This window comes from Paracoccus sp. (in: a-proteobacteria) (assembly GCF_046462195.1).
Classification (GTDB): Bacteria; Pseudomonadota; Alphaproteobacteria; order Rhodobacterales; family Rhodobacteraceae; genus Paracoccus.
Genome location: NZ_JBKGUN010000280.1, coordinates 1 through 23,059, shown reverse-complemented (window position 1 = coordinate 23,059; position 23,059 = coordinate 1). Strand labels below are relative to the sequence as shown.

The window sequence follows — 23,059 nt, the reverse complement described above, 5'->3', positions numbered from 1 at the left end:
TGGTGCCCGAGGTTCTGGTGCAGGGCGATCACTTCGCCGTCATCCGGGCCCGTCCGACATATGAGGAAATGCTGGGGCGCGATAGCATCCCGGCATGGCTTTGATCGGGCGCCAGGATGAAACCGACAGACCGGGGACCATGCGTTCCCGGACGTCCGACGATGTTCTGGGGCAAATGCCGGGTTCAACGGGACGTGCCCTGCGCCTGACGCGATGGGGTATGGCCTGGGAACGCGGGGCCCAGGCCTTCTGGCCGCTGGTCACGCTGCTGGCCACGGGTTTTGCCTCCCTGGCGCTGGGGCTGGTGGCAGCTGTCCCGGACATGCTGCTGCCCTGGCTGGCAGGTTTGTGGCTGCTGGCCGTGGTGGCGGCCGCTGTGCTGGGAGGGCTGCGCTATCGTCGCGTCCGCCCGCACGAGGCCGTCGAGCGGCTGGACCGGACCCTGCCGGGCCGACCGCTGAGCGCGCTTGGCGACCGTCCCGCCATCGGCGGAGAAGGGCCCTTGTGGCAGGCACATCTAGCGCAGATGCAGGCGGCGGCGTTGTCGGCGCGCGCGGTGCGGCCCGATGCCGATCTGGCGCGGCGCGATCCTTATGCGCTGCGGCTGGCGGGCATGGTCGCATTGACCATGGCATTGATCTTTGGCGGAGCCGGGCAGATGGGCCAAGGAATTCAGGCCATTGCGGCCACGATGACCGTTTCCGCGACGGGTCCCGCCGCACCGACCGGACCCGCCTGGGAAGGTTGGGCAGAGCCTCCCGCCTATACGCGCCGCCCGACCGTCTACATGAACGCCCTGACCGAGGGCGAGGTGCTGGAGCTTCCCAAGGGCACGGTTGTCAGCTTTCGTCTCTACGGAAGCGGGACCCATGTCGGTCAGGATATCGGATCCGTGACGGGCGATGACCCCGCGGCCCCGGCCTTTCGGGCGGAACAGTCCGGGGCGATCACCGTGGCGGACCGCCGTTTCGACGTGACCGTCCTGCCGGACGCCGCGCCGTCCATCAGTGCCGGGGCCGCGCCGGTCCGCCGTGCCGACGGGCGGATGATCCAGGACTACGAGGCCGGCGACGATCATGGCGTGGCCGAGGCCGCGGCCGTCATCGCGCTGGACCTTCCGGCCGTGGACCGCCGCTTTGGCCTGTTTGTCGATCCCGAGCCACGGGATCCTGTTCTTCTGACTCTTCCCTTGCCCCGGGGCGACCGCCGCGAGGTTCGGGGCCAGTTCACCGAAGACCTGTCGCGCCATCCCTGGGCCAACCTGCCCGTGCAGATCACCCTGCGCGCCGTGGACGGGATCGAACAGGTGGGCCAGTCCGAGCCGATGGCGGTCGAACTGCCGGGACGGCGCTTCTTCAATCCCTTTGCCGCGGCGCTGATCGAGTTGCGCCGCGATCTGCTGTGGTCGCGCAACAATGCCGGCCGCAGTGCCGAGATCCTGCGCGCGGTCACTTGGCAACCGGATGGCTTTGTCGCGCCCGATCTTCATGCCGAACTGCGCGGCGCCGTGTCGCTGCTGGAAAGGGACGGCCTGACGCCCGACGCACGCGATCGCCTAGCGGAAGCACTCTGGGAAGCGGCCGTTCAACTGGAGGACGGGGGGCTGGCGGATGCGCTGCAGCGGATGCAGCAGGCGCAACAGAAACTGTCCGAAGCGATCCGCAATGGTGCCAGTCCCGACGAGATTCAGCGCTTGATGGAGGAACTGCGCGAAGCCACGGACGCGTATACGCAGATGCTGGCGGAACAGAATGCCGGACAGGACCAGGCGGACAGTCCCGACCGTGGACAGCAGGGACAGCAGATCACGGGCGACCAGATCCAGGAGATGATGGACGAGATCCAGCGCCTGATGAACGAAGGCCGCATGGCCGAGGCGCAGGAACTGTTGGAACAGTTCAACCGCATGATGGAAAACCTCGAGGTCCGGCAGGGCCAGGGGGAAGGGCAGGACGGTCAGCAGGGCAACCAGCCCATGAACCGCCTGGCGGACACGCTGCGCGAACAACAGCGCCTGTCGGACGAGGCCTTTCGCGACATGCAGCGCCAGTTCGGTCAGAGCCAGCCCGGTCAGCAGGGTGAAGGCGAGGGTGAGGGCGGAGAAAGCCTGGCCGACCGGCAGCAGGCCTTGCGCGACGAGCTGGGCCAGCAGCAGGGGCTGATGCCGGGGCAGGGGTCTCCTCAAGGGGACGAGGCGCGGCGACAGCTGGACGAAGCGGGACGCGCGATGGAAGAAGCCGAGCGGGCCCTGCGCGACGGGGACACGGGCGGTGCGCTGCAGCGCCAGGCCGATGCCATCCAGTCGATGCGGGAAGGGATGCGCGCCTTGGGCGACATGCTGGCCCAGCAGGGCCAGCAAGGACAAGAGGGCCAGCAGGGGCAGGACGGCCAGCAGGGTCAACAGCCGGGCGGCCAGCCCGGGGACAGCGCGCAGGGCGGCCAAAGCCAGATGCCCTTTGACGGCCGCCCGATCCTGGACCCGCTTGGCCGTCAGCGGGCCGGAAGCGGCAATGTCATCACCAGTGGCGACCCGCTGGCCGAGGGTCTGGACCCGGCGCAGCGCGCCCGCGACCTGCTGGATGAGATCCGCCGCCGCAGCGGCCAGCAGACGCGGCCGCAGGACGAGCGGGATTACCTCGGGCGATTGCTGGACCGCTTCTAGGGTTCAGCCGCGCAACCGGCCCGCCTGGTCGGACAGCCACAGGCGGGCGCGATCCACGCCGTTCCGCCATTCAAGCAATTGATCCCCGAGCGCACTGTCCTGTTCAGCCAAGACGGGCGTCAGGACGTAGAGTCCCAAGGCACAGGCTGCGATCGTCAGTGAAAGAACAAAGCCCGCGCCATAACCTGACCGTGCAGGGGGACGCGTGTGATCCTGATGGGTCTGTTCCTGACGGGTTCGTTCATGCTGGATCGGATGGGCCACGGGCCGCGGCTGTTCAGGTATGGGCCCGGGCGGCGGGCGGCGTGCCGCCGTGGGCGGAGGGTGGGCCACGGCCTCGGGCAAGGGGACCTGCGGCTGCGGGTTGGCGGTAAAGGCGCGCGTGGCGCCGGCAGGCAGGGTGACGGTGGTGGCAGGCCAGTCGGTATCGGGCTCTGGCGGATCAAGGGGCGCTGCGGGTGCCGCCGGACTGTCCGCCGCACGAAGGCGGCGTTCGTGTTCGACCTCTTGGCGCAGGATGTCCAGCACGTCCGGCGACAACCGCCTGCTGGCGGGCGGCAGGGGCCGCACGGCCGGCGTGTCATCGGGATCGTCGCGCAGCACGGGGCGGGCATAGGCGCCCAAGGCCAGGGGCGCCGTTCCCGAAGGCGGGCGCCGCGCCTGCCAGACGCGACCGCAATCGCTGCATTCGACCTCTCTGCCTTCGGCGGGGATGGCATCGCGGGGCAGGCCGTATTCGGCGGCGCATCCGGGACAGATCAACCTAATTTCAGCCATGCCACCCTCGTATTCGTCCTGCGGCTGTTCTATCAAGCACGCGTCCGGCTTCCAAGGTGCCGGGCGCAGGTCCCGCGTCAGACGGGCCGTAGCGGAAAAGAGGTGGCGCTTGATCGAGATGCGGGATGTCGGCTTCGGTTACCACGGAGGGGTAGAGCTGTTGTCGGGCATGACGCTCAGCCTTCAGCGCGGCATGTTCCATTTCCTGACCGGACCGTCCGGCTCGGGCAAGACGACGCTGCTCAAACTGTGCTATGCCGACCTGCTGCCGACCGCGGGACGGATGACCGCCTTTGGCCAGGACCTGCGATCGCTGTCGCGGGACGAGATCGCCGATCTGCGTCGCCGCGTGGGCGTTGTTCATCAGGACCCGCAATTCCTCGATCACCTGCCCATGGCCGAGAACGTGGCCCTGCCGCTGACCGTCGCCGGGGAGCCGGTGGACATGGAGGCGCTGCGCGATCTTCTGGGCTGGGTGCAGCTGACGCAGCATGCGCGCGTGCTGCCGCCGTCCCTGTCCGGGGGTGAGCGACAGCGTGCCGCGCTGGCGCGTGCCGTGATCCTGTCACCGGACCTGGTTCTGGCGGACGAGCCGACGGGAAACCTGGACTGGGACATGTCGATGCGGTTGATGCAACTGCTGATCGAGTTGAACAAGTCGGGCAAGACCGTACTGGTCGCGACCCATGACCTGAACCTGATCCGCGCGACCAAGGCGCAGGTGACGGCCCGGGTGCTGCGAATATCAGGCGGCAGTCTGCAACTGGCGGGGGCGGATCTGTGATGCGCAGGGATTTGCGAGGGTTGAACCTGGTGGCGCTGTGGCGAGGCCTGATGGGAGGCGAGGGCGGCAAGGGCGACCGCATCGTTCCTCCGACGGGTTTCACGGCGCAGCTGACGCTGTTCTCGTCGGGGGCGATGGCGTTCCTGGCGGTTTTTGCCATGGCGCTGGCGCTGGCGACGGGCCGGATGGCCGACCGCTGGTCGTCCGAGCTTGCCGGATCGGTTACGGTGCGTGTCAGCGCGCCCGCCACCGAACAGGAGGCGCGGGTCCAGTCGGCACTTCAGATCCTTCAAACGACGCCGGGCGCGGGCCAGCCCCGCCTGCTGCCGCAGGACGAGATCGCGGAACTGCTGGAACCGTGGTTCGGCCCTGACATGCCCGTCGATGCCCTGCCCGTTCCTGCCCTGATCGAGCTGCCGATCGCGGGCGAGGCCTTCGATGCCGACGGTCTGCGCCTGCGGCTGGAGGCCGAGGCTCCGGGTGCGGTCCTGGACGATCACGGCGAATGGCGCCGACCGCTGGTATCGGCCGCGCATCGGCTGCGGCTGCTGGGCATCGTGTCGCTGGCATTGATCGGCGCGGCCTCGGCCGCAATGATCACGCTGGCGGCCAAGGCTGCCCTGGCCGCGAACCTTCAGGTAATCCGCGTGCTGCGCCTGATCGGGGCGCGTGACCTGACCATCGCCACGGCCTTCGTGAGCCGCTTTACGCGCCGCGCGGCGGTGGGGGCGGCCATGGGAACCGTGATCGGAATGCTGGGCATGGCATTGTTGCCGGACGCCAGTGCCGCGGGCGGTTTTCTCACAGGCCTCGGCTTTCGTGGATGGGACTGGCTGCTGCCCCTGTCGATCCCGATCGTCGCCGCGGGCGTCGGCTTTTTCGCGACCCGTTGGGCGGCGTTGAAGATGCTGGGGGATGTGCGGTGAGGACGGAAGATCCGCGGCCTGGCCCCCTGACGGTCGGGCAGCACATCCAGAACGCGCTGTTCTATCTGCATGTGGCGCTGGCCACGCTGGTCATCGGGCTGCTGGGGCTGCCGCAGATGCGTCAAGGGCGGGCGGGCGCGAACCGAGTCGCGACACGCTGGATCGGTTATGTCGTCTGGGCCGCACGCCTGCACCTGGGCCTGACCTGCGAGATCCGCGGCACGCCACCGACCGGTGACTGCATCGTGGCGGCCAAGCATCAGAGCTTTTGGGACATCCTGATCATCGCGCATGCCGTGCCGCGCCGTGCCTTTATCATGAAGCGCGAGGTCATGCGCGTGCCCGTCATGGGCTGGTATGCGTGGAAGACCGGATGCATCCCGATCGACCGGGGGCGCGGGCGGGACGCGATGACCGCAATCTCCACCGCCATCAACCAGCGCATCGCGGGCGAAGGGCTGGGCCAGTTGGTCATCTATCCCGAAGGCACACGGACCCTGCCGGGCCAGCGCCGTTCCTACAAGCAGGGGGTGGCGACCATCCGCGCGGGAACCGGGCTTCCCGTGGTCCCGGTTGCGGTGAACACCGGCCTGTTCTGGCCACGGAACGGCTGGGGCATCCGTTCAGGACGCGCCGTGATCGAATTCCTGCCGGTCATCGGTCCTGATATTCCGTCCGAAGGGTTCATGCCCCGGCTGGAGGCGGAGATCGAAACCCATTCCGACCGCCTTATGGCCGAGGCAGGGCTGGACCTGCCGGAACCGGACAACGCCGATGACGGCGCCGCCCGGTCCGTGCATCACCTCAGGTCGTAATAGCGCGGAACATGGGGTCCGCGTGGCGGAAGACCGATGTCGCGCCGCATGTGCGGGCTCAGGTGATAAGGGTCGGGCGGCCGGGGCCGCCGGCGCCGAGGCAGCAGCAGGGCCCGGATCAAGGCCCATGTGACCGCCGTCGCACCATGACGGAGGATCAGGCGGTGAATGGTGGGGTGCAGGCGGACAGCCTGCGGGCGCAGTTCGGCAATCATGATTGCTCTCCTTGAACACCGGACATGGCAGGACCATGCACGGGGATTGGCTTGTGAGGAGGGAACGACGCCATGCGGACAGGCCGCGCCAAGGCGGTCGGTCAGGCCAGTGCGTCGATCGGAGTTTGCCCGTTCAGGCGGTCAGGAACGAGAGCATTCGTCGTTGCGGACCGGTGCGTGGCAGAAGGGTGACGTGATGGATGATATTCATTCGGCCCCTCCCTTGTGACACGTTGCGGGCAAGTGACACGCTGCCAAAGCGAATCCTGTCCGGCAAGCCTGCAAAATGGAAACAGCCGCCCTTGCCGGGCGGCTGTTGCTGGGCGGTCACAGTGTCGTGTTTCAGGCGGCCAAGCCGGTCGAACCCATGGCGAGGAACTTGGACCGCCGGTCCTTGACCAGTTCCATGGGGGATTTGCCGGCCAGTTCGGCCAGCATGGCTGCGATCTCCTGCCCCACTTCCGTGATCATGTCGGCAGGCGCCCGTTGTGCGCCGCCCAAGGGTTCGGCGATGATGCGGTCGATGACGCCCAGCTTCTTGAGGTCCTGCGCTGTCAGACGCAGCGCCTCGGCGGCATCGCGCATCTTTTCGGCGTCCTTCCACAGGATCGAGGCGCAGCCTTCGGGTGAGATGACCGAATAGATCGAATGTTCCAGCATGGCGATCCGGTTGGCCGTGGCAAAGGCCACCGCGCCGCCCGACCCGCCTTCGCCGATGATGACGCTGACCAGCGGCACGCCGATCTCCAGACATTTCATCGTGCAGCGCGCAATCGCTTCGGATTGTCCGCGCTCCTCGGCCCCCTTGCCGGGATAAGCGCCCGGCGTGTCCACCAGCGTGATGACCGGCAGCTTGAAGCGGTGGGCCATGTCCATCAGGCGGATGGCCTTGCGATACCCTTCGGGGCGGGCCATGCCGAAATTGTGGTGGATGCGCGACCGGGTGTCGTTGCCTTTCTCATGGCCGATCACCACGCAAGGCGCGTCGTTGAAGCGCGCCAGTCCCCCCATGACCGCATGATCGTCGCCAAAGGCGCGATCGCCGGCCAAGGGTGTATATTCCGTGAACAGCGTCTCGATATAATTGCGGCAATGCGGGCGATCGGGATGACGCGCCACCTGCGTCTTGCGCCAGGCATCGAGCGACTTGTAGATATCCTTCAGCAGGTCATGGCCCTTGCGGTCCAGTGCTGCGGCCTCTTTCTCGACATCGACGGCCCCTTCGCCCTTGCGGGCCATGGCACGAAGTTCCTCGGCCTTGCCCTCGATATCGGCGAGCGGTTTTTCGAAATCCAGATAGACCATGCGGGATGCTTTCGGCAGGGTTCGGGTTGGGGCGTATATAGGCCGGGCCGCAAGGGGTTGCAACGCGGCGGGCGGCCCGGGCGGCACCCGTCCCGTCACCACCCGTGCGTGACGGGGTCAGGTTCTTTCACTGCAGATCGGCAAAGGCTTCCTGCAGGCGCGCCACGGCTTCCGCCACGCGGGCGCGGGGGGTGGCAATGTTGAAACGCAGGAAACTGTCGCCACCTCGCCCGAAGGTGGTGCCGTGATTGGCAGCGATGCGTGCATGGCGTTCCACGCGCGCCGTGAACTCCTCCCGGTTCATGCCGGTGCCTGAAAAGTCCACCCATGACAGATAGGTCGCCTGCAGCGGCATCGAGCGCAGGCCCGGAATCGCATGGACCCCCGCGTCGAACAATCGCCGGTTGCCATCGAGATAGCGCATCAGTGCATCCACCCAGGCAGCGCCTTCGGGCGAATAAGCGGCGGTGACCATGTCCATTCCGAAAAGGCCCGGAGAAATGCCGCGCGCCATCAGCGCCGCCTTGAAGCGCGCACGCAGGTCCGGGTCGGTAATGATCGCGTTGCCGATATGGGCGCCCGCGATGTTGAAGGTCTTGGTCGCGGCAGTCAGTGTCACCAGCCGGTCCGAGATCTCGGGCACGACGGTTGCGATCATCCGGTGGCGCGGCGCGTCCGGCATGACCAGATCGGCGTGGATGTCGTCCGACACCAGGATCAGGTCATGGCGGCGGCAGAAATCGGCAACCTGCGACATCTCTTCCGCCGACCAGACGCGGCCACCGGGGTTGTGGGGAGAGCAGAGGATCATCAGACGCTCGTGCCCTTTCAGCATTCCCTCCCACAAGGGCCAGTTCATGCGATACTGCCCGTCCTGCTGCGCCAGCGGCAGTTCGACCAGGTCCCGGTCACCTGCCCGGATCACGCGGGCAAAGGCGTGATAGACCGGGCTCATGACGATGACGCCGTCGCCGGGGCGGGTATAGGCATCCAGCGTCAAGGCCACGCCGTTCACGAGGCCCGCGCATGTCAGGACCCAGTCCGGCTGGACCTGCCAGCCATGGCGGTTCGCCATCCACCAGCAGATGGCCTCCAGATAGGGTTGATTGGCACCGGGATAACCGTAGACGCCATGGGCCGCGACCGCCTCGACCGCGCGCTGGACGGCGACCGGGGGGCGAAAGTCCATGTCGGCCACCCACATCGCCAGACCGTCCCCGGATGCGACACCATAGGCCGCCTCCATGTCGTCCCACTTGCTGCAGCAGGTGCCGCGGCGGTCGATGATCTCGTCGAAGTCTGGATCCGTCATGCTGTCCTCGGGCTGCAGGGTTCCTGATGCATACGCCTGTTGTTGCTTATGGTGAAGGCTTGCCTTAAATCCGGCCTATGAGCGTGAGACCGATCCTGATCCATCCTGATCCGCGGCTGAAAAAGCCGGCCGAACCCGTGGCGCGCATCACGCCCGACATCGAGACGCTGGCCGCCGACATGCTGGCAACCATGTACGACGCCCCCGGCATCGGGCTGGCCGCGCCGCAGATCGGCGTCGGTTTGCGCATCTTCGTGATGGACGCCACCCGCGATCCGCAGGCCCAGCGTGCGCCGCTGGTCCTCGTGAACCCCGAGGTCACATGGAAATCGGACGCCGAGAACGTTTATGACGAAGGATGCCTGTCCATTCCAGACCAATATGCCGAAGTGACGCGACCGGCCGAGGTGCGGATGCGCTGGCTGGGGCTGGACGGCAAGGCGCATGAACAGGATTTCGACAGCCTCTGGGCCACCTGTGCACAGCACGAGCTGGACCACCTGAACGGTATCCTGTTCATCGATCACCTTTCAGCGATCAAGCGGCAGATGATCACGCGCAAGATGGTCAAGTTGAAACGGGAACAGGCGCGTGCCTGACAGGCTCGGCGCCGAAGGCTGGGTCCGGCCCGTTCTGACGGGGGATCTGGCCGACGGCGCTGTTCGAACGATCCTGCAATGGCCCGATCCGGGACTGCGCGAGCGGTGCGAGCCGTCCGGCTATCTGGACGGTCCTTCGCTGCGGGCTCTGGCCGCCGATCTTCTGGCGACGATGTATGCGGCCGGCGGTCGCGGATTGGCTGCGCCTCAACTGGGTATCCTTCGCAGGGTCTTCGTGATGGACAGCGGCTGGAAGGAAGGGCATCCCGACCCGATGGTCGTGATGGACCCCGAGATCCTCGCCCGCACGGATGAGACGGAGGTGGCCGAGGAACTGTGCCTGTCCGCACCCGATCGCCCGATGGCGGTGCGGCGTCCCACAGGCATCACTTTGGGCTGGTATGATCTGGACGGCCGGCATCATCTGCGGCAGATGAGCGGGGCCGAGGCGCGTATCGCGCAGCACGAGGCCGATCACCTGGACGGCCGCCTGATCCTGAAAGACTGAAATGACCGTCCGCCCCTTTCTTCCTTATGCCGACCCGCGCCTTCATCGCGTGGCCGAGCCCGTGACTGAAATCACCGAATCCGTGCGCATGATCTGGGACGACATGATCGATACGATGGAGGCCATGCCCGGCGTGGGCCTGGCCGCGCCCCAGATCGGGATCATGCTGCGGCTTGCCGTTGTCGATGCGTCCGACAAGCGCGGGCAGGCGGTGCGGATGGCCAATCCCACCGTGCTGCATGCCAGTGTGCAGGATCGCGAGCACGAGGAGGCCAGCCCGAACCTGCCCGGGGTGTCTGCCCGGATCAGCCGGCCCCGCGCCGTGACCGTGCAGTTTCTCAATGAAACCGGTGCGATGGAAGAGCGGGATTTCGTCGGCCTTTGGGCAACCAGCGTGCAGCATCAGATCGACCATCTGGACGGGCGCCTGTATGTGGACCGCCTGACGCCCTTGCGCCGCAAGATGCTGGTTGCCAAGGCGGCCAAGCTGGGCCGGCGCTGACAAGGCCGGTCAATTACACCATACTGAACAAGGGAAAGGGCCATCATGCGCGTGATCTTCATGGGAACGCCTGCCTTTTCGGTGCCCGCCTTGCAGGCCATCGCCGCAGTGCATGAGGTGGTGGCCGTTTACACACAGCCTCCGCGTGCGGCGGGGCGCGGGCAAAAGGCGCGGCTGTCGGCCGTTCATGCCGCGGCAGACGAATTGGGCCTACCCGTCCGCCACCCTGAGCGTTTGCGAAACGAGGCCGAACATGCAGCCTTTGCCGCCCTGGACGCCGATGTGGCGGTTGTGGTTGCCTATGGGTTGATCCTGCCTCAAGCCGTTCTCGATGCGCCACGATGTGGATGCCTGAACATCCATGCCTCGATCCTGCCGCGCTGGCGCGGAGCCGCTCCCATTCACCGGGCGATCCTCGCAGGCGACCCGGAAACCGGTGTGGCGATCATGCAGATGGAGGCTGGTCTCGATACCGGTCCCGTGCTGGCCGAGGCACGAACCCCCATCGGCCCGGCCGAGACGACAGCCGACCTCCATGACCGGCTGTCCGCAATGGGTGCGACACTGATCGTGGATGTTCTGGAGCGGCTTCCTGTGCCCGCAAGGCTCCAGCCTGACGAGGGCGTCACCTATGCCGCCAAGATCGACAAGGCCGAGGCGCGGATCGATTGGACACGTCCAGCGGCCGAAATTGACCGGCAGATACGTGGCCTTTCTCCTTTTCCGGGTGCATGGTGCGAGATCGCGGGCGAACGCGTCAAGTTGCTGCGCAGCACGCTGGCAGCAGGAAAGGGACATCCGGGAGAGGTTCTGCCCGGCTTCGTCATAGCCTGCGGCGAAGGCGCGATCAGAATTCTCGAAGCTCAGCGCGCAGGCAAGCGCCCGATGACGGCCGAGGAACTGACGCGCGGCTGGGAAATGCCGCCGCGGTTAGGCTAGGGGCGGAGGAACCCCCCCTTCGCGCCCGAACATGGTGGGGCATTGGCCCCCGTCTGGCGGGCGTGGATGCCGTCGCGGGTTGCGTCCCGCGACGGCATCCGCCTCAGATCGCGCCGTGGCAGTGCTTGAACTTGAGACCCGAGCCGCAGGGGCAGGGGTCGTTGCGCGACGGGTTGCCCCAGGTGGAAGGATTGTTCTCGTCGAAACCCGCCACCCGTGGGGCGGTCTGATCGGCGGCAGGCTCGGATTGCGCCTGATCGCCATGCTCCATGGTCAGGTCTTCCTGCTTGGCCTGCTGTTCCTGTGCCATCTGGCGCAGCATTTCCTCGCGTTCAGCCTGCGTCAAAGGCCGGATCTGAGCCAGGCGCTGCGTCACGTCAAAGCGCAGGCTGTCCAGAAGCGTTTCGAACAGCTGGAAGGCTTCGGTCTTGTATTCAGACAACGGGTCGCGTTGCGCATAGCCCCGGAAACCGACGACCGAGCGCAGGTGGTCCAGCGTCAGCAGGTGGTCACGCCATTTCTGATCGATCATCTGCAGCAGGACCTGCTTTTCGATCTGCACCATGGCCTCGGGGCCAAAGGCGTTTGCCTTGTCGGCCATGTAGGTATCGGTGGCCTGGGTGATCCGTTCGCGCATGGCGTCCTGATCGACGCCTTCCTCCTGTGCCCAGTCGGCAACGGGAAGGTTCATGTTCAGCCGCTCGCGCAGGGCCGCCTTCAGCCCGTCGACGTCCCATTGATCGGCATAGCTCCGGGCGGGCATGAAGTCCTCGATCAGGTCGTCGATGACCTGATGGCGCATGTCGGCTGTGATCTCGCCCACCTCGTCGCTGTCCATGATCTCGCGGCGCTGGCCGAAGATGGCCTTGCGCTGATCGTTCATCACGTCGTCGAACTTCAGCAGCTGCTTGCGGATGTCAAAGTTGCGGCCTTCCACCTTGGCTTGGGCACGCTCCAGCGACTTGTTCACCCAAGGGTGCACGATCGCCTCGCCTTCCTTCATGCCCAGCGTGGACAGGACCTTGTCCAGACGCTCGGACCCGAAGATGCGCATCAGGTCGTCGTCCAGCGACAGGAAGAACAGCGAACGGCCTGGATCGCCCTGACGGCCCGACCGGCCACGCAGCTGGTTGTCGATCCGGCGGCTTTCATGACGCTCGGTGCCCAGAACGAACAGGCCCCCGGCCTCCAGCACCTTCTGCTTGTCCGTCGCGTGCTCGGCCTCGATCCGGGCCCGCAATTCGTCGGGATGGGCGTCGGGATCGGCGGACAGCGCGTCCATCACCTTCATCTCGGCATTGCCGCCCAGCTGAATGTCGGTCCCGCGACCGGCCATGTTGGTGGCGATGGTCACCGCGCCCGGCTTGCCGGCATCGGCCACGATCTGCGCCTCGGCCTCGTGCTGGCGGGCGTTCAGGACGTTGTGCGGGATGCCGTCCCGTTTCAGCATCTCGGACAGCATCTCGGATTTCTCGATGCTGGTGGTGCCGACCAGGGTCGGCTGCCCTTTCGCATGGGCTTCCTTGATGGCCTCGATGACTGCGGCGTATTTTTCGCCCGCGGTACGATAAACGCGGTCATGCTCGTCGATGCGGGCGATGCCGCGGTTCGTCGGCACCTCGACCACGCCGAGCTTGTAGATTTCCGCGAATTCCTCGGCTTCGGTCGATGCCGTGCCGGTCATGCCTGCCAGCCTGGAATAAAGCCGGAAGTAGTTCTGGAAGGTGACACTGGCGAGGGTCACGTTCTCGGGCTGGATCTCGACGCCTTCCTTGGCCTCGATCGCCTGGTGCAGGCCGTCCGAAAGGCGACGGCCCTTCATCATGCGGCCGGTGAACTCGTCGATCAGCATCACCTCGCCGTCGCGGACCATGTAGTGCTGGTCCTTGAGGAACAGCTTGTGCGCACGCAGTGCCTGGCTGGCATGGTGGACGATGGTGGTCGATTCCGGATCGTACAGCGTCTGGCCTTCCGGCAGGACGCCATCGGCCTGCAGCCGGGTTTCCAGAAACTCGTTGCCTTCCTCGGTAAAGGTGGCATTCCGGGCCTTTTCGTCCAGCTTGTAATGCTCGTCCGTCAGCAGGGGCACATAGGCATCCAGCACCCGATACAGTTCCGACCGGTCCTGCGACGGGCCGGAAATGATCAGCGGCGTGCGGGCTTCGTCGATCAGGATGCTGTCGACCTCGTCGACGATGGCGAAATTGTGACCGCGCTGCACCATTTCGGCCACGCTGCCCTTCATGTTGTCGCGCAGATAATCGAAGCCCAGTTCGTTGTTCGTGGCATAGGTCACGTCGCAGGCATAAGCCTCGCGCTTCTCGCCCTCGGGCTGAAAGGGGACGACCACGCCGCAGGTCATGCCCAGATGGGCGTAAACCTTGGACATCCATTCGGCGTCGCGCTTGGCGAGGTAATCGTTGACGGTGACGACATGGACGCCCTTGCCCCCGAGCGCATTCAGATAGGCCGGGAATGTGGCGACCAGGGTCTTGCCTTCGCCGGTCTTCATTTCCGCGATATTGCCTTGGTGCAGGAAGATGCCGCCCATCAGCTGCACGTCAAAGGCCCGCAGGCCCAACGCGCGGCGCGCACCCTCGCGGCAGTTCGCAAAGGCTTCCGGCAGGATGGCATCCAGGCTTTCGCCCCCCGCCACGCGGTGCTGGAACTCGCGCGTCTTGTCGATCAGGCCCTGATCGGACAGCGCCTTGAACTCGTCCTCCAGCGCGTTGATGCGCGCCACCAGCGGACGCGTCCCTTTGACCATGCGGTCATTGGGCGTTCCAAAGACCATCTTCGCAAGATTTCCGATGCCGAGCATGTTACCTTCGCAATCACGTTGTTGGGAAACGCGCGCCACCTGCGGCCCACTTGCCGCGACCTGCCGCCTTGCCGTATCAGGGGCCTGAACGAACGCGGCGGCGGCGCCTTCCACGGAGTTGCATCGGGATGTAGGCCCCGTCCGCCTGACTGTCAATGTTGGCACGGTCCCAGCCCGGGAACCCTGCCGTGATGTGCAAAGGATCTTCCATGTTCAGACCGACCCTGCTGACCGCCGCCCTGATCGCGGCGCCGTGGCTTTCCGCGCCGGCCTTCGCACAGGACCAGGCAACCGCCGAAGGTGCCGAAACGGTTGTCGCCACCGTCAACGGGCAGGAGATCACCCTGGGCCAGATGATCGTCATGAAGCAGTCGGTCCAGGATCCGGCCATGGCGAACCTGCCCGATCAGGCATTGTGGGACATGATGCTGGACCAGCTGATCCGCCAGACCGCCGTCGCCGCCTCGGCCGAGGAAACCGCCGGTGTTCGGGCCCAGCTGGAACTGCTGCGCCGCAACACGCTGGCCACCGCCGCCGTGACCCAAGTGGCCGAGGTCGAGCCCACGCAGGAAGAGCTGCAGGCCAGCTATGACCGGATGTTCGCCCAGACCGAGGCCGTCCCTGAGTTCAACGCGGCCCATATCCTGGTCGAAACCGAGGAAGAGGCCAAGGAGATCAAGGCCCAGCTGGACGGCGGCGCCGAGTTCGGTGCCTTGGCCGAGGAACGTTCGACCGGACCCTCCGGCCCGAACCAGGGCGATCTGGGCTGGTTCTCGGCAGATCAGATGGTCGAGCCCTTTGCCCAGGCAGTCGCAGCGATGGAGCCGGGCGGCGTGTCCGATCCGGTGCAGACCGAGTTCGGCTGGCATGTGATCAAGCTGAACGAGACCCGCATGCGCGAAGCGCCCCCGCTGGACGAGGTGCGTGAGCAGATCGCGCAGATGGTCCGCCGCGAAAAGGTTGAAGCCGAGATCCAGCGCCTCGTCGGAGAGGCCGAGATCCAGAAGACCGAAGGTCTGGACCCTGCGCGGCTGAACGAGACCGACCTGCTGGAGGCCGAGTGATGGGCAAAGCCGGGCTTTCCGTCTCGCCCCTGGCGCCTGCGTCCTTTCCCGACCTGCCGGTCATCGAAGGCGTGGATTTCGCCAGCGCGGCGGCAGGCGTCAAGTACCAGGGCCGCACCGACGTGACGCTGATTCGCATTGCGCCCGGAAGCACCCTGGCCGGGGCCTTCACGCGATCCTCCACCCGCGCCGCCTGCATCCTGGACAACCAAGCTAAGCTGGCGCAGGGCGGGGAGGCGCCGCAGGGCGCCGCGATCATCATCAATTCGGGCAATGCCAATGCCTTTACCGGCGCCCGGGGGCAGGAGTCGGTGGATGCCGTGACGGGCGCCATCGGTCTGGCACTGGACCTGCCGCAGGAACGCGTGCTGTCATCGTCCACCGGGGTCATCGGCGAGCCCTTGCCCCATGACCGCATCCTGAAGGTCGTGACGGATCTGGTTGCGGGTCTGGATTCGTCGGGCGCTGCCCATGCAGCCCGGGCCATCATGACGACCGACACCTTTCCCAAGGGCGCGTCGGCCATCGTCGAGGGTGACGGCGGGCCGATCCGGATCGCCGGGATCGCCAAGGGGTCGGGCATGATCGCCCCCGACATGGCCACGATGCTGGTCTATGTCTTTACCGATGCGACGGTGCCTGCGCCCCTGCTGCAGCAGGCGCTGACCGAAGGGCTCGACACGACCTTCAACGCGATCACCGTGGACAGCGACACATCCACCTCGGACGCGCTGATCCTGGCGGCGACCGGCCGCAGCCCCGCCGCGCCGATCTCCGACCTCGGCAGCCGGTCGGGCCGCGCCTTCACACAGGCGCTGCACAGCGTCATGCGCGACCTGGCGCAGCAAGTGGTCCGTGACGGCGAAGGGGCCACGAAGTTCGTGGAAATCGCGGTCACCGGCGCCACGGATGCGACGGATGCCCACAAGGTCGCCATGTCCATCGCGAACTCGCCCTTGGTCAAGACGGCCATCGCGGGGGAGGACGCCAACTGGGGGCGGATCGTCGCCGCCGTCGGCAAGTCGGGCGCGCATGCGGACCGCGACCGGTTGACCATTCGCTTTGGCGACATGGTGCTGGCCGAGAACGGCTGGCGTTCGCCCAGCTATGACGAGGCCGCAGCCAGCGCCTACATGAAGAACGCCGAGCTGCGGATCGCTGTCGATCTGGGGCTGGGCGAGGGGGCACGGACCGTCTGGACCTGTGACCTGACGCATGGCTACATCGACATCAACGCGGACTATCGTTCGTGAGGACTGTTCTTGTTTCAGCCGTCGCGCTGATCGATCCCGACGGGCGCGTGCTTCTGGCACGCCGCCCCGAGGGCAAGCCGATGGCCGGGCTTTGGGAATTCCCTGGCGGCAAGGTCGAGCCGGGCGAAACACCCGAGGCCGCCCTGATTCGCGAGTTGCAGGAAGAACTGGGCATCGAAACCTGGAACAGCTGCCTCGCGCCCCTCAGCTTTGCAAGCCATAGTTACGAAACATTCCACCTGCTGATGCCGCTGTTTGCCTGTCGGAAATGGCGCGGCATTGTGCAGCCGCGCGAGGGACAGGAACTTGCATGGGTCATGCCTAAGGCTCTGCGGGATTATCCGATGCCGGCAGCTGACATACCGCTGATACCTGTGATGCAAATGTGGCTATAACGTCACGTATTTTAGTGACCTCGTTGCAATTCTGCCCAAAAAAGTCGTAGATGAAACAGTAGCGAACCCTTTTTTAACCATTTCATGACTACCTTTCCTTATGGGCGCAGTGGAGGGCTTGACATGATTCGCACCATCTCGATCGGAAGCTATATTTCAATCCAAGGCCTTTTCGAGGGCATGACGACCAATGGGACCATTCTGGTCCGCGTCGGTGATCGTACCTTCGAGGGCAAACCGGTCTGATCCAATTTTGTTCTGCAGGTGAGGACACGGGCCTGCCGGACGACATCGATGAGAAGGGGCGGTGCGACACCGCCCCTTTTTGCATGCACTGCATCGCGGAGGCAAAATGGCAGTGCCAAGGCGGGATGCGCAGACAGTTTGGAAGCCTCTGTCCTGCCTCGATGTCCTGCGGCGCCTCCAGCGTCAGTATCCGGTGTCTTTCTGAAAGGGGAACATGGCCGGCCCGGCAATTGGGGATTGGATCTCCTGCCACATCGCCGGTGTCCATGTTTCGCAGCTTGCCTTGGGGGTCCGCCGTGTCGGCACGGGCATGGCTATCAAGGTCGCATCCGGCCGTTTGGTGGAGTGCAATAACTTTTGGGTTGTGATGCCGCCTGCCTAACTCCCAAACATCTTCGGCCAAGAATGCTTGTGTGAGGCCAAAGATCGTGTTGAAGGCGCAGGGGATGCCGGGAGAGCAAGCGAATGATGCTCTGGTTCAACTCTTCCTGATCCATTGGTGCTGGCCTGTTCGGAGACCTCGTCGGATCCCCACCTCGCTGCTCGATAGGGCAGTTCTTGGCCGGGTTTTAACAAGGAAACGCCGTAAGGTGATTCAACCAACTCAGGAAGAGCTGTAGGGCTGTGCAGGCATCGTCTGACATGGCTCTTTCGGATCAAGAAAAGAGCGAACCTTATGAGCTGATAGCACGCTAACCCGCTTATCTTACACTTGACTGGTGGGAGTCATGGGAAAGTTTCGCCCTGCTCATCAAAGCGCTGCAGGCTTGGGTGCTTCTTTCAAATGCCACGAGCTTTTGCTGCGCCTGCACAAGAGGGCTCGCTGTGCACCTTATGAGTAAGGCCCTCGGCAGCCGCTTTCTGCCCTACTTTCCCTAACCCGACCCTGATCGAAGAAATTCCTCTAAAGCTGGCTGCCACCCAACCGCATCAGCGTGCGGGTGCTCGTAAGGGCACCGGGAATGATTTGACACTGCATGCTCCAAGCTCTGCTGAAACCTTCAAGCCCAATGCAAGCGTCCCGGCAGATAGAGTGAGGCAAGACGGGTGGAGAGGAAGTGGCCTGCAACAGACGCCCTCAGGCGAATGCAAAAGGGCGGCCCGAGGGCCGCCCAATGAATACTTCAGCAAACGATCAAAGAGTTCGTTCGACCTCTTCGCGCTCGAAGATCTCGATGACATCGCCCGGGCGGACGTCGTCATAGTTCTCGAAGGCCATGCCACATTCCTGACCGGATTGCACTTCCTTGACCTCGTCCTTGAAGCGCTTGAGCGTCTTCAGCGTGCCTTCGTGGATCACCACGTTGTCGCGCAGCAGGCGCACCCCAGCCGAACGGCGGGCCACGCCTTCGGTGACCAGACAGCCTGCAACCTTGCCGACGCCGGTAACCTTGAAGACTTCCTTGATCGAGGCGTAGCCAATGAAGTTCTCGCGAACTTCGGCCGACAGCAGACCCGACGCGGCCGCTTTGATGTCGTCCACCAAGTCATAGATGATCGAGTAATAACGGATCTCGACCCCCTTCTGGTTGGCGGCATTGCGGGCCGGAGCGTTCGCACGGACGTTGAAGCCGATCACCGGGGCGCCCGAGGCTTCGGCTAGGCCGATGTCGGACTCGGTGATTGCGCCAACGCCATAATGCAGCACGCGGACACGAACCTCGTCGTTGCCGACCTTTTCCAAGGCCTGCACGATTGCCTCGGCCGATCCTTGAACGTCGGCCTTCACGACCACGGCCAGTTCGGCCACGTTCACGTCAGCCTTGGCCTTTGCCATCAGCTGTTCCAGCGTCGTCGCGGCACCGGCGGCGGCACGTTTGTCCTTGGCCTGCTGCATGCGATAGTCCGCAATCTCGCGAGCCTGCGCTTCGGTTTCGACAACGTTCAGGACGTCACCGGCTTCCGGCGTGCCATTCAGACCCAGAACCTCGACGGGAACCGAAGGTCCAGCCTCGTCCACGCGCTCGCCCTTGTCGTTGATCAGCGCGCGCACCTTGCCCCACTGTTCGCCCACGACGAAAATATCGCCGCGACGCAGCGTACCGTGCTGCACCAGAACCGTCGCGACAGGGCCGCGGCCCACATCCAACTGCGCTTCGATCACCGCACCCTGAGCCGCCCGCTTCGGGTTGGCCTTGAGCTCCAAGATCTCGGCCTGCAGCGCGATGGCTTCTAGCAGGTTGTCCAAGCCCTGGCCCGTCTTGGCCGAAACCTCGACGTCCTGCACGTCACCTGACATGGCTTCGACCACGACCTCGTGCTGCAACAGCGAGGTCCGGACCTTGTTCACGTCCGCGGCCGGCTTGTCGATCTTGTTGATCGCCACGATCATCGGGACGCCGGCAGCCTTGGCGTGGTTAATCGCCTCCACCGTTTGCGGCATCACGGCGTCATCGGCCGCCACCACCAGCACGACGATATCGGTAACCTGTGCACCACGAGCCCGCATCGACGTGAACGCTGCGTGGCCGGGCGTGTCCAGGAAGGACAGAACAGCACCCGAGTCGGTCGTCACCTGATAGGCGCCGATGTGCTGAGTGATGCCGCCGGCTTCGCCGGATACGACATTGGCCTTGCGGATCGCGTCCAGCAGCGAGGTCTTGCCGTGGTCTACATGGCCCATGATCGTGATGATCGGCGGGCGCGACTGCAGGTCCTCGTCCTTGTCGCCAACCGAATCGATCACCTGTTCCACGTCGCTGTCGCTGACGCGGACGACCTTGTGGCCAAATTCCTCGATCACCAGTTCCGCAGTGTCGGCATCGATGGGCTGGTTGATGGTGACCATCATGCCCATCTTCATCAGCGACTTGACCACGTCTGCCGCACGTTCGGCCATCCGGTTGGCCAGTTCCTGCACAACAATCGTCTCCGGCAGGCGAACTTCACGGAACTGCTTTTCGGGACGGGCCGACTGGCCCATCGCCTTCTGGCGAGTCCGCTCCTGCTTGCGCTTCATCGCGGCCATGCTGCGCTGGCGGCCGCCTTCGCCGTTCAACGCCTGGTTCAGCGACAGCTTGCCACCGCGGCGGCTGTCATCGGCCTTTGCCTTGGCAGTCTTGTCGCGGTCGGTGCGTTCGGTCCGTTCGGGCTTGCGGGCCACGCCGGCTGTCACGCCCTTTGTCTCGGCGCGCGAGGCGGCAGCCTCGATCGCAGCCTGGTCAGGCGTGTCGGGCTTGGCTGCCGCAACCGGCTTGGGACGTTCCTGGCGCGGCTCCGCCTTGCGGCGGGCCTCGTCGGCGGCATCCTGAATGGCCTGGGCTTCGGCAAGGGCCTTGGCCTTCTGCGCTTCCTCGCGCTCGCGCTCTTCACGGGCCTTGGCCTCGATCTCGGCGCGACGCCGTTCCCGCTCTTCTTCACGGGCCTTTTCGTCCGCAAGGCGCTTGGCGGCGTCATCGGCCTCGCGTGCCTTGGCGGCGGCAAGGGCCTTGAGGCGGCGCTCCATCTCGGCATCGGAAATGCCCGCAGGGCGCTTGGACGGATCACCGGCCATGCGTGCGGTCAGGGGCGTCTTGGTCTTGTCGGCAACCTGATTCTGCGCGGCGCCCGTCTTGGGCACCACGACACGCTTGCGTTTGGTTTCCACGACAACGCTTTTGGTGCGGCCGTGGCTGAAGCTCTGCTTGACCTGACCCGAGCGGCCGCTGCCGCCAAGTCCAAGGGTCTTGTTTCCGTCTTTGTCGCTCATCTGCGTCTTCATTCCTTCCCGACAGCCGCATTGCCGTCGTCATGCCCGCGCAGACCCGTCAGTCTGCCGGCTTCCAAGATCACCTTGTCCGTCAGGCCACCCGCCGCAAGCGCGCCGTGTATGACATGATCACGCCCAAAGGACAAACCCAATTCTGAGGCGGTCAGGCATCCGAACCAGCGACCGCCCGTGGGCGTCCACAACTTGCCCTTGCCGCGCTCTGAGCCGTCGCTGGCCTGAAGAAGCACTTTCGCGCGTCCCTCGGCCAGCCAGCCCTTGACCTTTTCGAACCCGGCCACCGCCCGACCCGACTTGCGCGCCAGCGACACAAGGTCGACCAGCCGCCGTGCCACGCCCGCCTCGACCAGTTCGGCCAGATCGGGGGGAACCTGGACAGGTGCCCGGGCAGCGCGGGAAAAAAGCCCCTTTGCCACCGCCTTCTGCATCGCGGTACGGTCCGCCGCGACCCAGATGCCGCGACCCGGCAGTTTTTCCGCCAGGTCCGGGACCACCTGCGCCTCGGGTCCGATCACAAACCGGATCAGCCCGCGCTTGGGTTGCACCTCGCCGGTGGCAATGCACCGGCGCTCCGGGTCGTCCCGGTCCTTTTCACGTCCACCACGGCTCAAGCTGTGCTCCGATCCAGGGCGCGATCAGGCCCCGGCCTCCTCGTTGTCGTCGTCTTCCTCGGCCTCGTCCGCCTCGGCTTCCAGCTCGGTCGGATCAACCCAGCCCAAAAGCACGCGCGCGGTCATGACCATGGTCTGCGCCTCTTCCAGCGAGATGTCGAAAGGCTCCAGAAGCCCTTCGTCCTTGACGCGCTGCCCGTTCACGGTGGTCCAGCCGCCGGCCAGTTCCCAATCCGCGCAGGTCGCAAAATCTTCCAGCGTCTTCACGCCGTCCTTGGCCAATGCTTCCACCATCTGGGGTGTCAGCCCCTCGAATTCAATGAGGCTGTCTTCGGCACCCAGGGCGCGGGCGGCTTCCAGTGCGGCCTTGCTCTTGGCTTCCAGGACATCGCGGGCGCGGGCCTGCAGTTCGGCCGCAGTGCCTTCGTCCACGCCTTCGATGGTCAGCAGCTCGTCCTGGTCGACATAGGCGACCTCTTCGAGATTGGTGAATCCTTCGGCCACCAGCAGCTGGGCGAAGAACTCGTCCAGGTCCAGCGCTTCCATGAACAGGCCGGTGCGGCTGTTGAACTCGGCTTGGCGACGCTTGGATTCCTCCTCGTCGGTCAGAATGTCGATGTCCAGACCGGTCAGCTGGCTGGCCAGCCGCACGTTCTGGCCGCGACGGCCGATGGCAAGACTCAGCTGTTCGTCGGGAACGACGACCTCGATCTTGTTGGCTTCCTCGTCAAAGACGACCTTGCTGACCTCGGCGGGCTGGAGGGCGTTCACCAAGAAGGTTGCCTGATCCTCGTTCCACGGGATGATGTCGATCTTTTCACCCTGCAGTTCGCCCACGACCGCCTGAACGCGGCTGCCGCGCATGCCCACGCAGGCGCCGACCGGGTCGATCGAGTTGTCATAGCTGATCACGGCGATCTTGGCGCGCGAGCCCGGATCGCGGGCCACGGCCTTGATCTCGATGACGCCGTCATAGATCTCCGGCACTTCCATCTTGAACAGTTCGGCCATGAACTGCGGGTCGGTGCGCGACAGGAAGATCTGCGGGCCCCGGTTCTCGCGGCGCACGTCCTTCACATAGGCGCGGATGCGGTCGTTCGGGCGATAGGATTCACGGCCGATCTTCTCGTTCCGGCGCAGGATGGCCTCTCCGCGGCCCACGTCCACGATGATGTTGCCGTATTCCTCGCGCTTGACGACACCGTTGATGATCGTGCCGGCGCGGTCCTTGAATTCCTCGTACTGGCGATCACGCTCGGCCTCGCGGACGCGCTGCAGGATGACCTGCTTGGCCGATTGTGCGGCAATGCGGCCCAGTTCCACAGGGGGCACCTGGTCAATGATCTCGTCGCCGACCTTCGGGTCGTCGAGATAAGGGCGGGCCTGCTCGACCGTCACCTGCGCCTGATAGTTCTCGACCTCGTCATCGGCCACAACGGTGCGGACGCGGGTAAAGCTGGCGTTGCCGGTCTTGCGGTCGATCTTGACGCGGATGTCCATCTCGGCGCCATAACGCGACTTAGCGGCACGGGCGAGACTGTCCTCCATCGCTTCGATGACCAGCTCGGGCTCGATCATCTTCTCGCGGGCGACGGCTTCGGCCGTCTGCAGCAGTTCAA

At 65.2% G+C, this 23,059-nt stretch carries 20 protein-coding genes; 12 read left to right on the top strand and 8 right to left on the bottom strand.

Features of this window, described 5'->3' with window-relative positions; all coding sequences use genetic code 11:
• Window positions 1-139 precede the first annotated feature (139 nt).
• Window positions 140-2,662, top strand: a complete 2,523-nt coding sequence (locus ACLHHB_RS16960; protein WP_410219460.1) for a DUF4175 domain-containing protein — start codon at window positions 140-142, stop codon at window positions 2,660-2,662.
• A 3-nt stretch (window positions 2,663-2,665) separates the two neighbouring features.
• On the opposite strand, the gene ACLHHB_RS16955 is transcribed toward ACLHHB_RS16960, so the two are convergent.
• A complete protein-coding gene (locus tag ACLHHB_RS16955) occupies window positions 2,666-3,475 on the bottom strand; it encodes a zinc-ribbon domain-containing protein (RefSeq protein WP_410219459.1) in 810 nt (269 codons plus the stop codon).
• 73 nt (window positions 3,476-3,548) lie between these two features.
• Here ACLHHB_RS16955 and ACLHHB_RS16950 point away from each other — a divergent pair, with 73 nt between their 5' ends.
• From ACLHHB_RS16950 to ACLHHB_RS16940, 3 genes are read left to right on the top strand one after another with little or no spacing between them, the layout of a single operon-like run.
• A complete protein-coding gene (locus ACLHHB_RS16950; protein WP_410219458.1) occupies window positions 3,549-4,223 on the top strand; it encodes a cell division ATP-binding protein FtsE in 675 nt (224 codons plus the stop codon).
• Window positions 4,220-5,149 (top strand): cell division protein FtsX, encoded by a 930-nt coding sequence (locus ACLHHB_RS16945; RefSeq protein WP_410219457.1) that lies wholly within the window; start codon window positions 4,220-4,222, stop codon window positions 5,147-5,149. The genes ACLHHB_RS16950 and ACLHHB_RS16945 overlap by 4 nt, the downstream gene beginning before the upstream one ends.
• Complete coding sequence (locus ACLHHB_RS16940) at window positions 5,146-5,964, top strand: lysophospholipid acyltransferase family protein (RefSeq protein WP_410219456.1); 819 nt, start codon at window positions 5,146-5,148, stop codon at window positions 5,962-5,964. Before ACLHHB_RS16945 ends, ACLHHB_RS16940 begins: the two co-directional genes overlap by 4 nt.
• Here the strand turns inward: ACLHHB_RS16940 and ACLHHB_RS16935 are convergent.
• The 3 genes from ACLHHB_RS16935 to ACLHHB_RS16925 form a co-directional block, all read right to left on the bottom strand.
• Window positions 5,949-6,179 (bottom strand): hypothetical protein, encoded by a 231-nt coding sequence (locus tag ACLHHB_RS16935; RefSeq protein ID WP_410219455.1) that lies wholly within the window; start codon window positions 6,177-6,179, stop codon window positions 5,949-5,951. The two genes, ACLHHB_RS16940 and ACLHHB_RS16935, sit on opposite strands and share 16 nt — an antisense overlap.
• 342 nt (window positions 6,180-6,521) lie before the next feature.
• On the bottom strand, window positions 6,522-7,484 hold the full coding sequence (locus tag ACLHHB_RS16930) for an acetyl-CoA carboxylase carboxyltransferase subunit alpha (RefSeq protein WP_410219454.1): 963 nt from the start codon (window positions 7,482-7,484) through the stop codon (window positions 6,522-6,524).
• Window positions 7,485-7,611: 127 nt separating this feature from the next.
• Window positions 7,612-8,796, bottom strand: coding sequence for a MalY/PatB family protein (locus ACLHHB_RS16925; RefSeq protein ID WP_410219453.1), 1,185 nt, complete (start codon window positions 8,794-8,796; stop codon window positions 7,612-7,614).
• Between the two features lie 77 nt (window positions 8,797-8,873).
• Between ACLHHB_RS16925 and def (ACLHHB_RS16920) the strand changes: the two genes are divergently transcribed.
• The 4 genes from def (ACLHHB_RS16920) to fmt are packed head-to-tail and all read left to right on the top strand — an operon-like array spanning window position 8,874 to window position 11,344.
• A complete protein-coding gene (gene def, locus ACLHHB_RS16920) occupies window positions 8,874-9,395 on the top strand; it encodes a peptide deformylase (RefSeq protein ID WP_410219452.1) in 522 nt (173 codons plus the stop codon).
• Complete coding sequence (locus tag ACLHHB_RS16915; protein ID WP_410219451.1) at window positions 9,388-9,903, top strand: peptide deformylase; 516 nt, start codon at window positions 9,388-9,390, stop codon at window positions 9,901-9,903. Before def (ACLHHB_RS16920) ends, ACLHHB_RS16915 begins: the two co-directional genes overlap by 8 nt.
• 1 nt (window position 9,904) lies before the next feature.
• Window positions 9,905-10,405 carry a peptide deformylase gene (def, locus tag ACLHHB_RS16910; protein WP_410219450.1) on the top strand — a complete coding sequence of 167 codons (501 nt, stop codon included), beginning with the start codon at window positions 9,905-9,907 and terminating at the stop codon, window positions 10,403-10,405.
• A 45-nt stretch (window positions 10,406-10,450) separates the two neighbouring features.
• A complete protein-coding gene (gene fmt / locus ACLHHB_RS16905; RefSeq protein WP_410219449.1) occupies window positions 10,451-11,344 on the top strand; it encodes a methionyl-tRNA formyltransferase in 894 nt (297 codons plus the stop codon).
• A 103-nt stretch (window positions 11,345-11,447) separates the two neighbouring features.
• On the opposite strand, the gene secA is transcribed toward fmt, so the two are convergent.
• Window positions 11,448-14,165 carry a preprotein translocase subunit SecA gene (gene secA, locus ACLHHB_RS16900; protein ID WP_410219448.1) on the bottom strand — a complete coding sequence of 906 codons (2,718 nt, stop codon included), beginning with the start codon at window positions 14,163-14,165 and terminating at the stop codon, window positions 11,448-11,450.
• Between the two features lie 209 nt (window positions 14,166-14,374).
• Here secA and ACLHHB_RS16895 point away from each other — a divergent pair, with 209 nt between their 5' ends.
• The 4 genes from ACLHHB_RS16895 to ACLHHB_RS16880 all read left to right on the top strand — a co-directional run bounded on the left by ACLHHB_RS16895 (window position 14,375) and on the right by ACLHHB_RS16880 (window position 17,123).
• On the top strand, window positions 14,375-15,229 hold the full coding sequence (locus ACLHHB_RS16895) for a peptidylprolyl isomerase (protein WP_410219447.1): 855 nt from the start codon (window positions 14,375-14,377) through the stop codon (window positions 15,227-15,229).
• Window positions 15,229-16,482, top strand: coding sequence for a bifunctional glutamate N-acetyltransferase/amino-acid acetyltransferase ArgJ (gene argJ, locus ACLHHB_RS16890; RefSeq protein WP_410219446.1), 1,254 nt, complete (start codon window positions 15,229-15,231; stop codon window positions 16,480-16,482). The genes ACLHHB_RS16895 and argJ overlap by 1 nt, the downstream gene beginning before the upstream one ends.
• The gene (locus tag ACLHHB_RS16885) at window positions 16,479-16,877 is read left to right on the top strand and encodes a (deoxy)nucleoside triphosphate pyrophosphohydrolase (RefSeq protein WP_410219445.1); all 399 of its coding nucleotides are present in this window, start codon (window positions 16,479-16,481) and stop codon (window positions 16,875-16,877) included. The genes argJ and ACLHHB_RS16885 overlap by 4 nt, the downstream gene beginning before the upstream one ends.
• A 123-nt stretch (window positions 16,878-17,000) precedes the next feature.
• Window positions 17,001-17,123: a hypothetical protein gene (locus ACLHHB_RS16880; protein ID WP_410219444.1), complete on the top strand. Its 123-nt coding sequence runs from the start codon at window positions 17,001-17,003 to the stop codon at window positions 17,121-17,123.
• 1,135 nt (window positions 17,124-18,258) lie between these two features.
• Here the strand turns inward: ACLHHB_RS16880 and infB are convergent.
• The 3 genes from infB to nusA all read right to left on the bottom strand — a co-directional run.
• On the bottom strand, window positions 18,259-20,811 hold the full coding sequence (gene infB / locus ACLHHB_RS16875; RefSeq protein ID WP_410219443.1) for a translation initiation factor IF-2: 2,553 nt from the start codon (window positions 20,809-20,811) through the stop codon (window positions 18,259-18,261).
• Window positions 20,812-20,819: 8 nt separating this feature from the next.
• Window positions 20,820-21,440, bottom strand: a complete 621-nt coding sequence (locus ACLHHB_RS16870) for an RNA-binding protein (protein WP_410219442.1) — start codon at window positions 21,438-21,440, stop codon at window positions 20,820-20,822.
• Between the two features lie 24 nt (window positions 21,441-21,464).
• A partial coding sequence (gene nusA, locus ACLHHB_RS16865) for a transcription termination factor NusA (protein ID WP_410219441.1) occupies window positions 21,465-23,059 on the bottom strand: 1,595 nt, incomplete at its 5' end.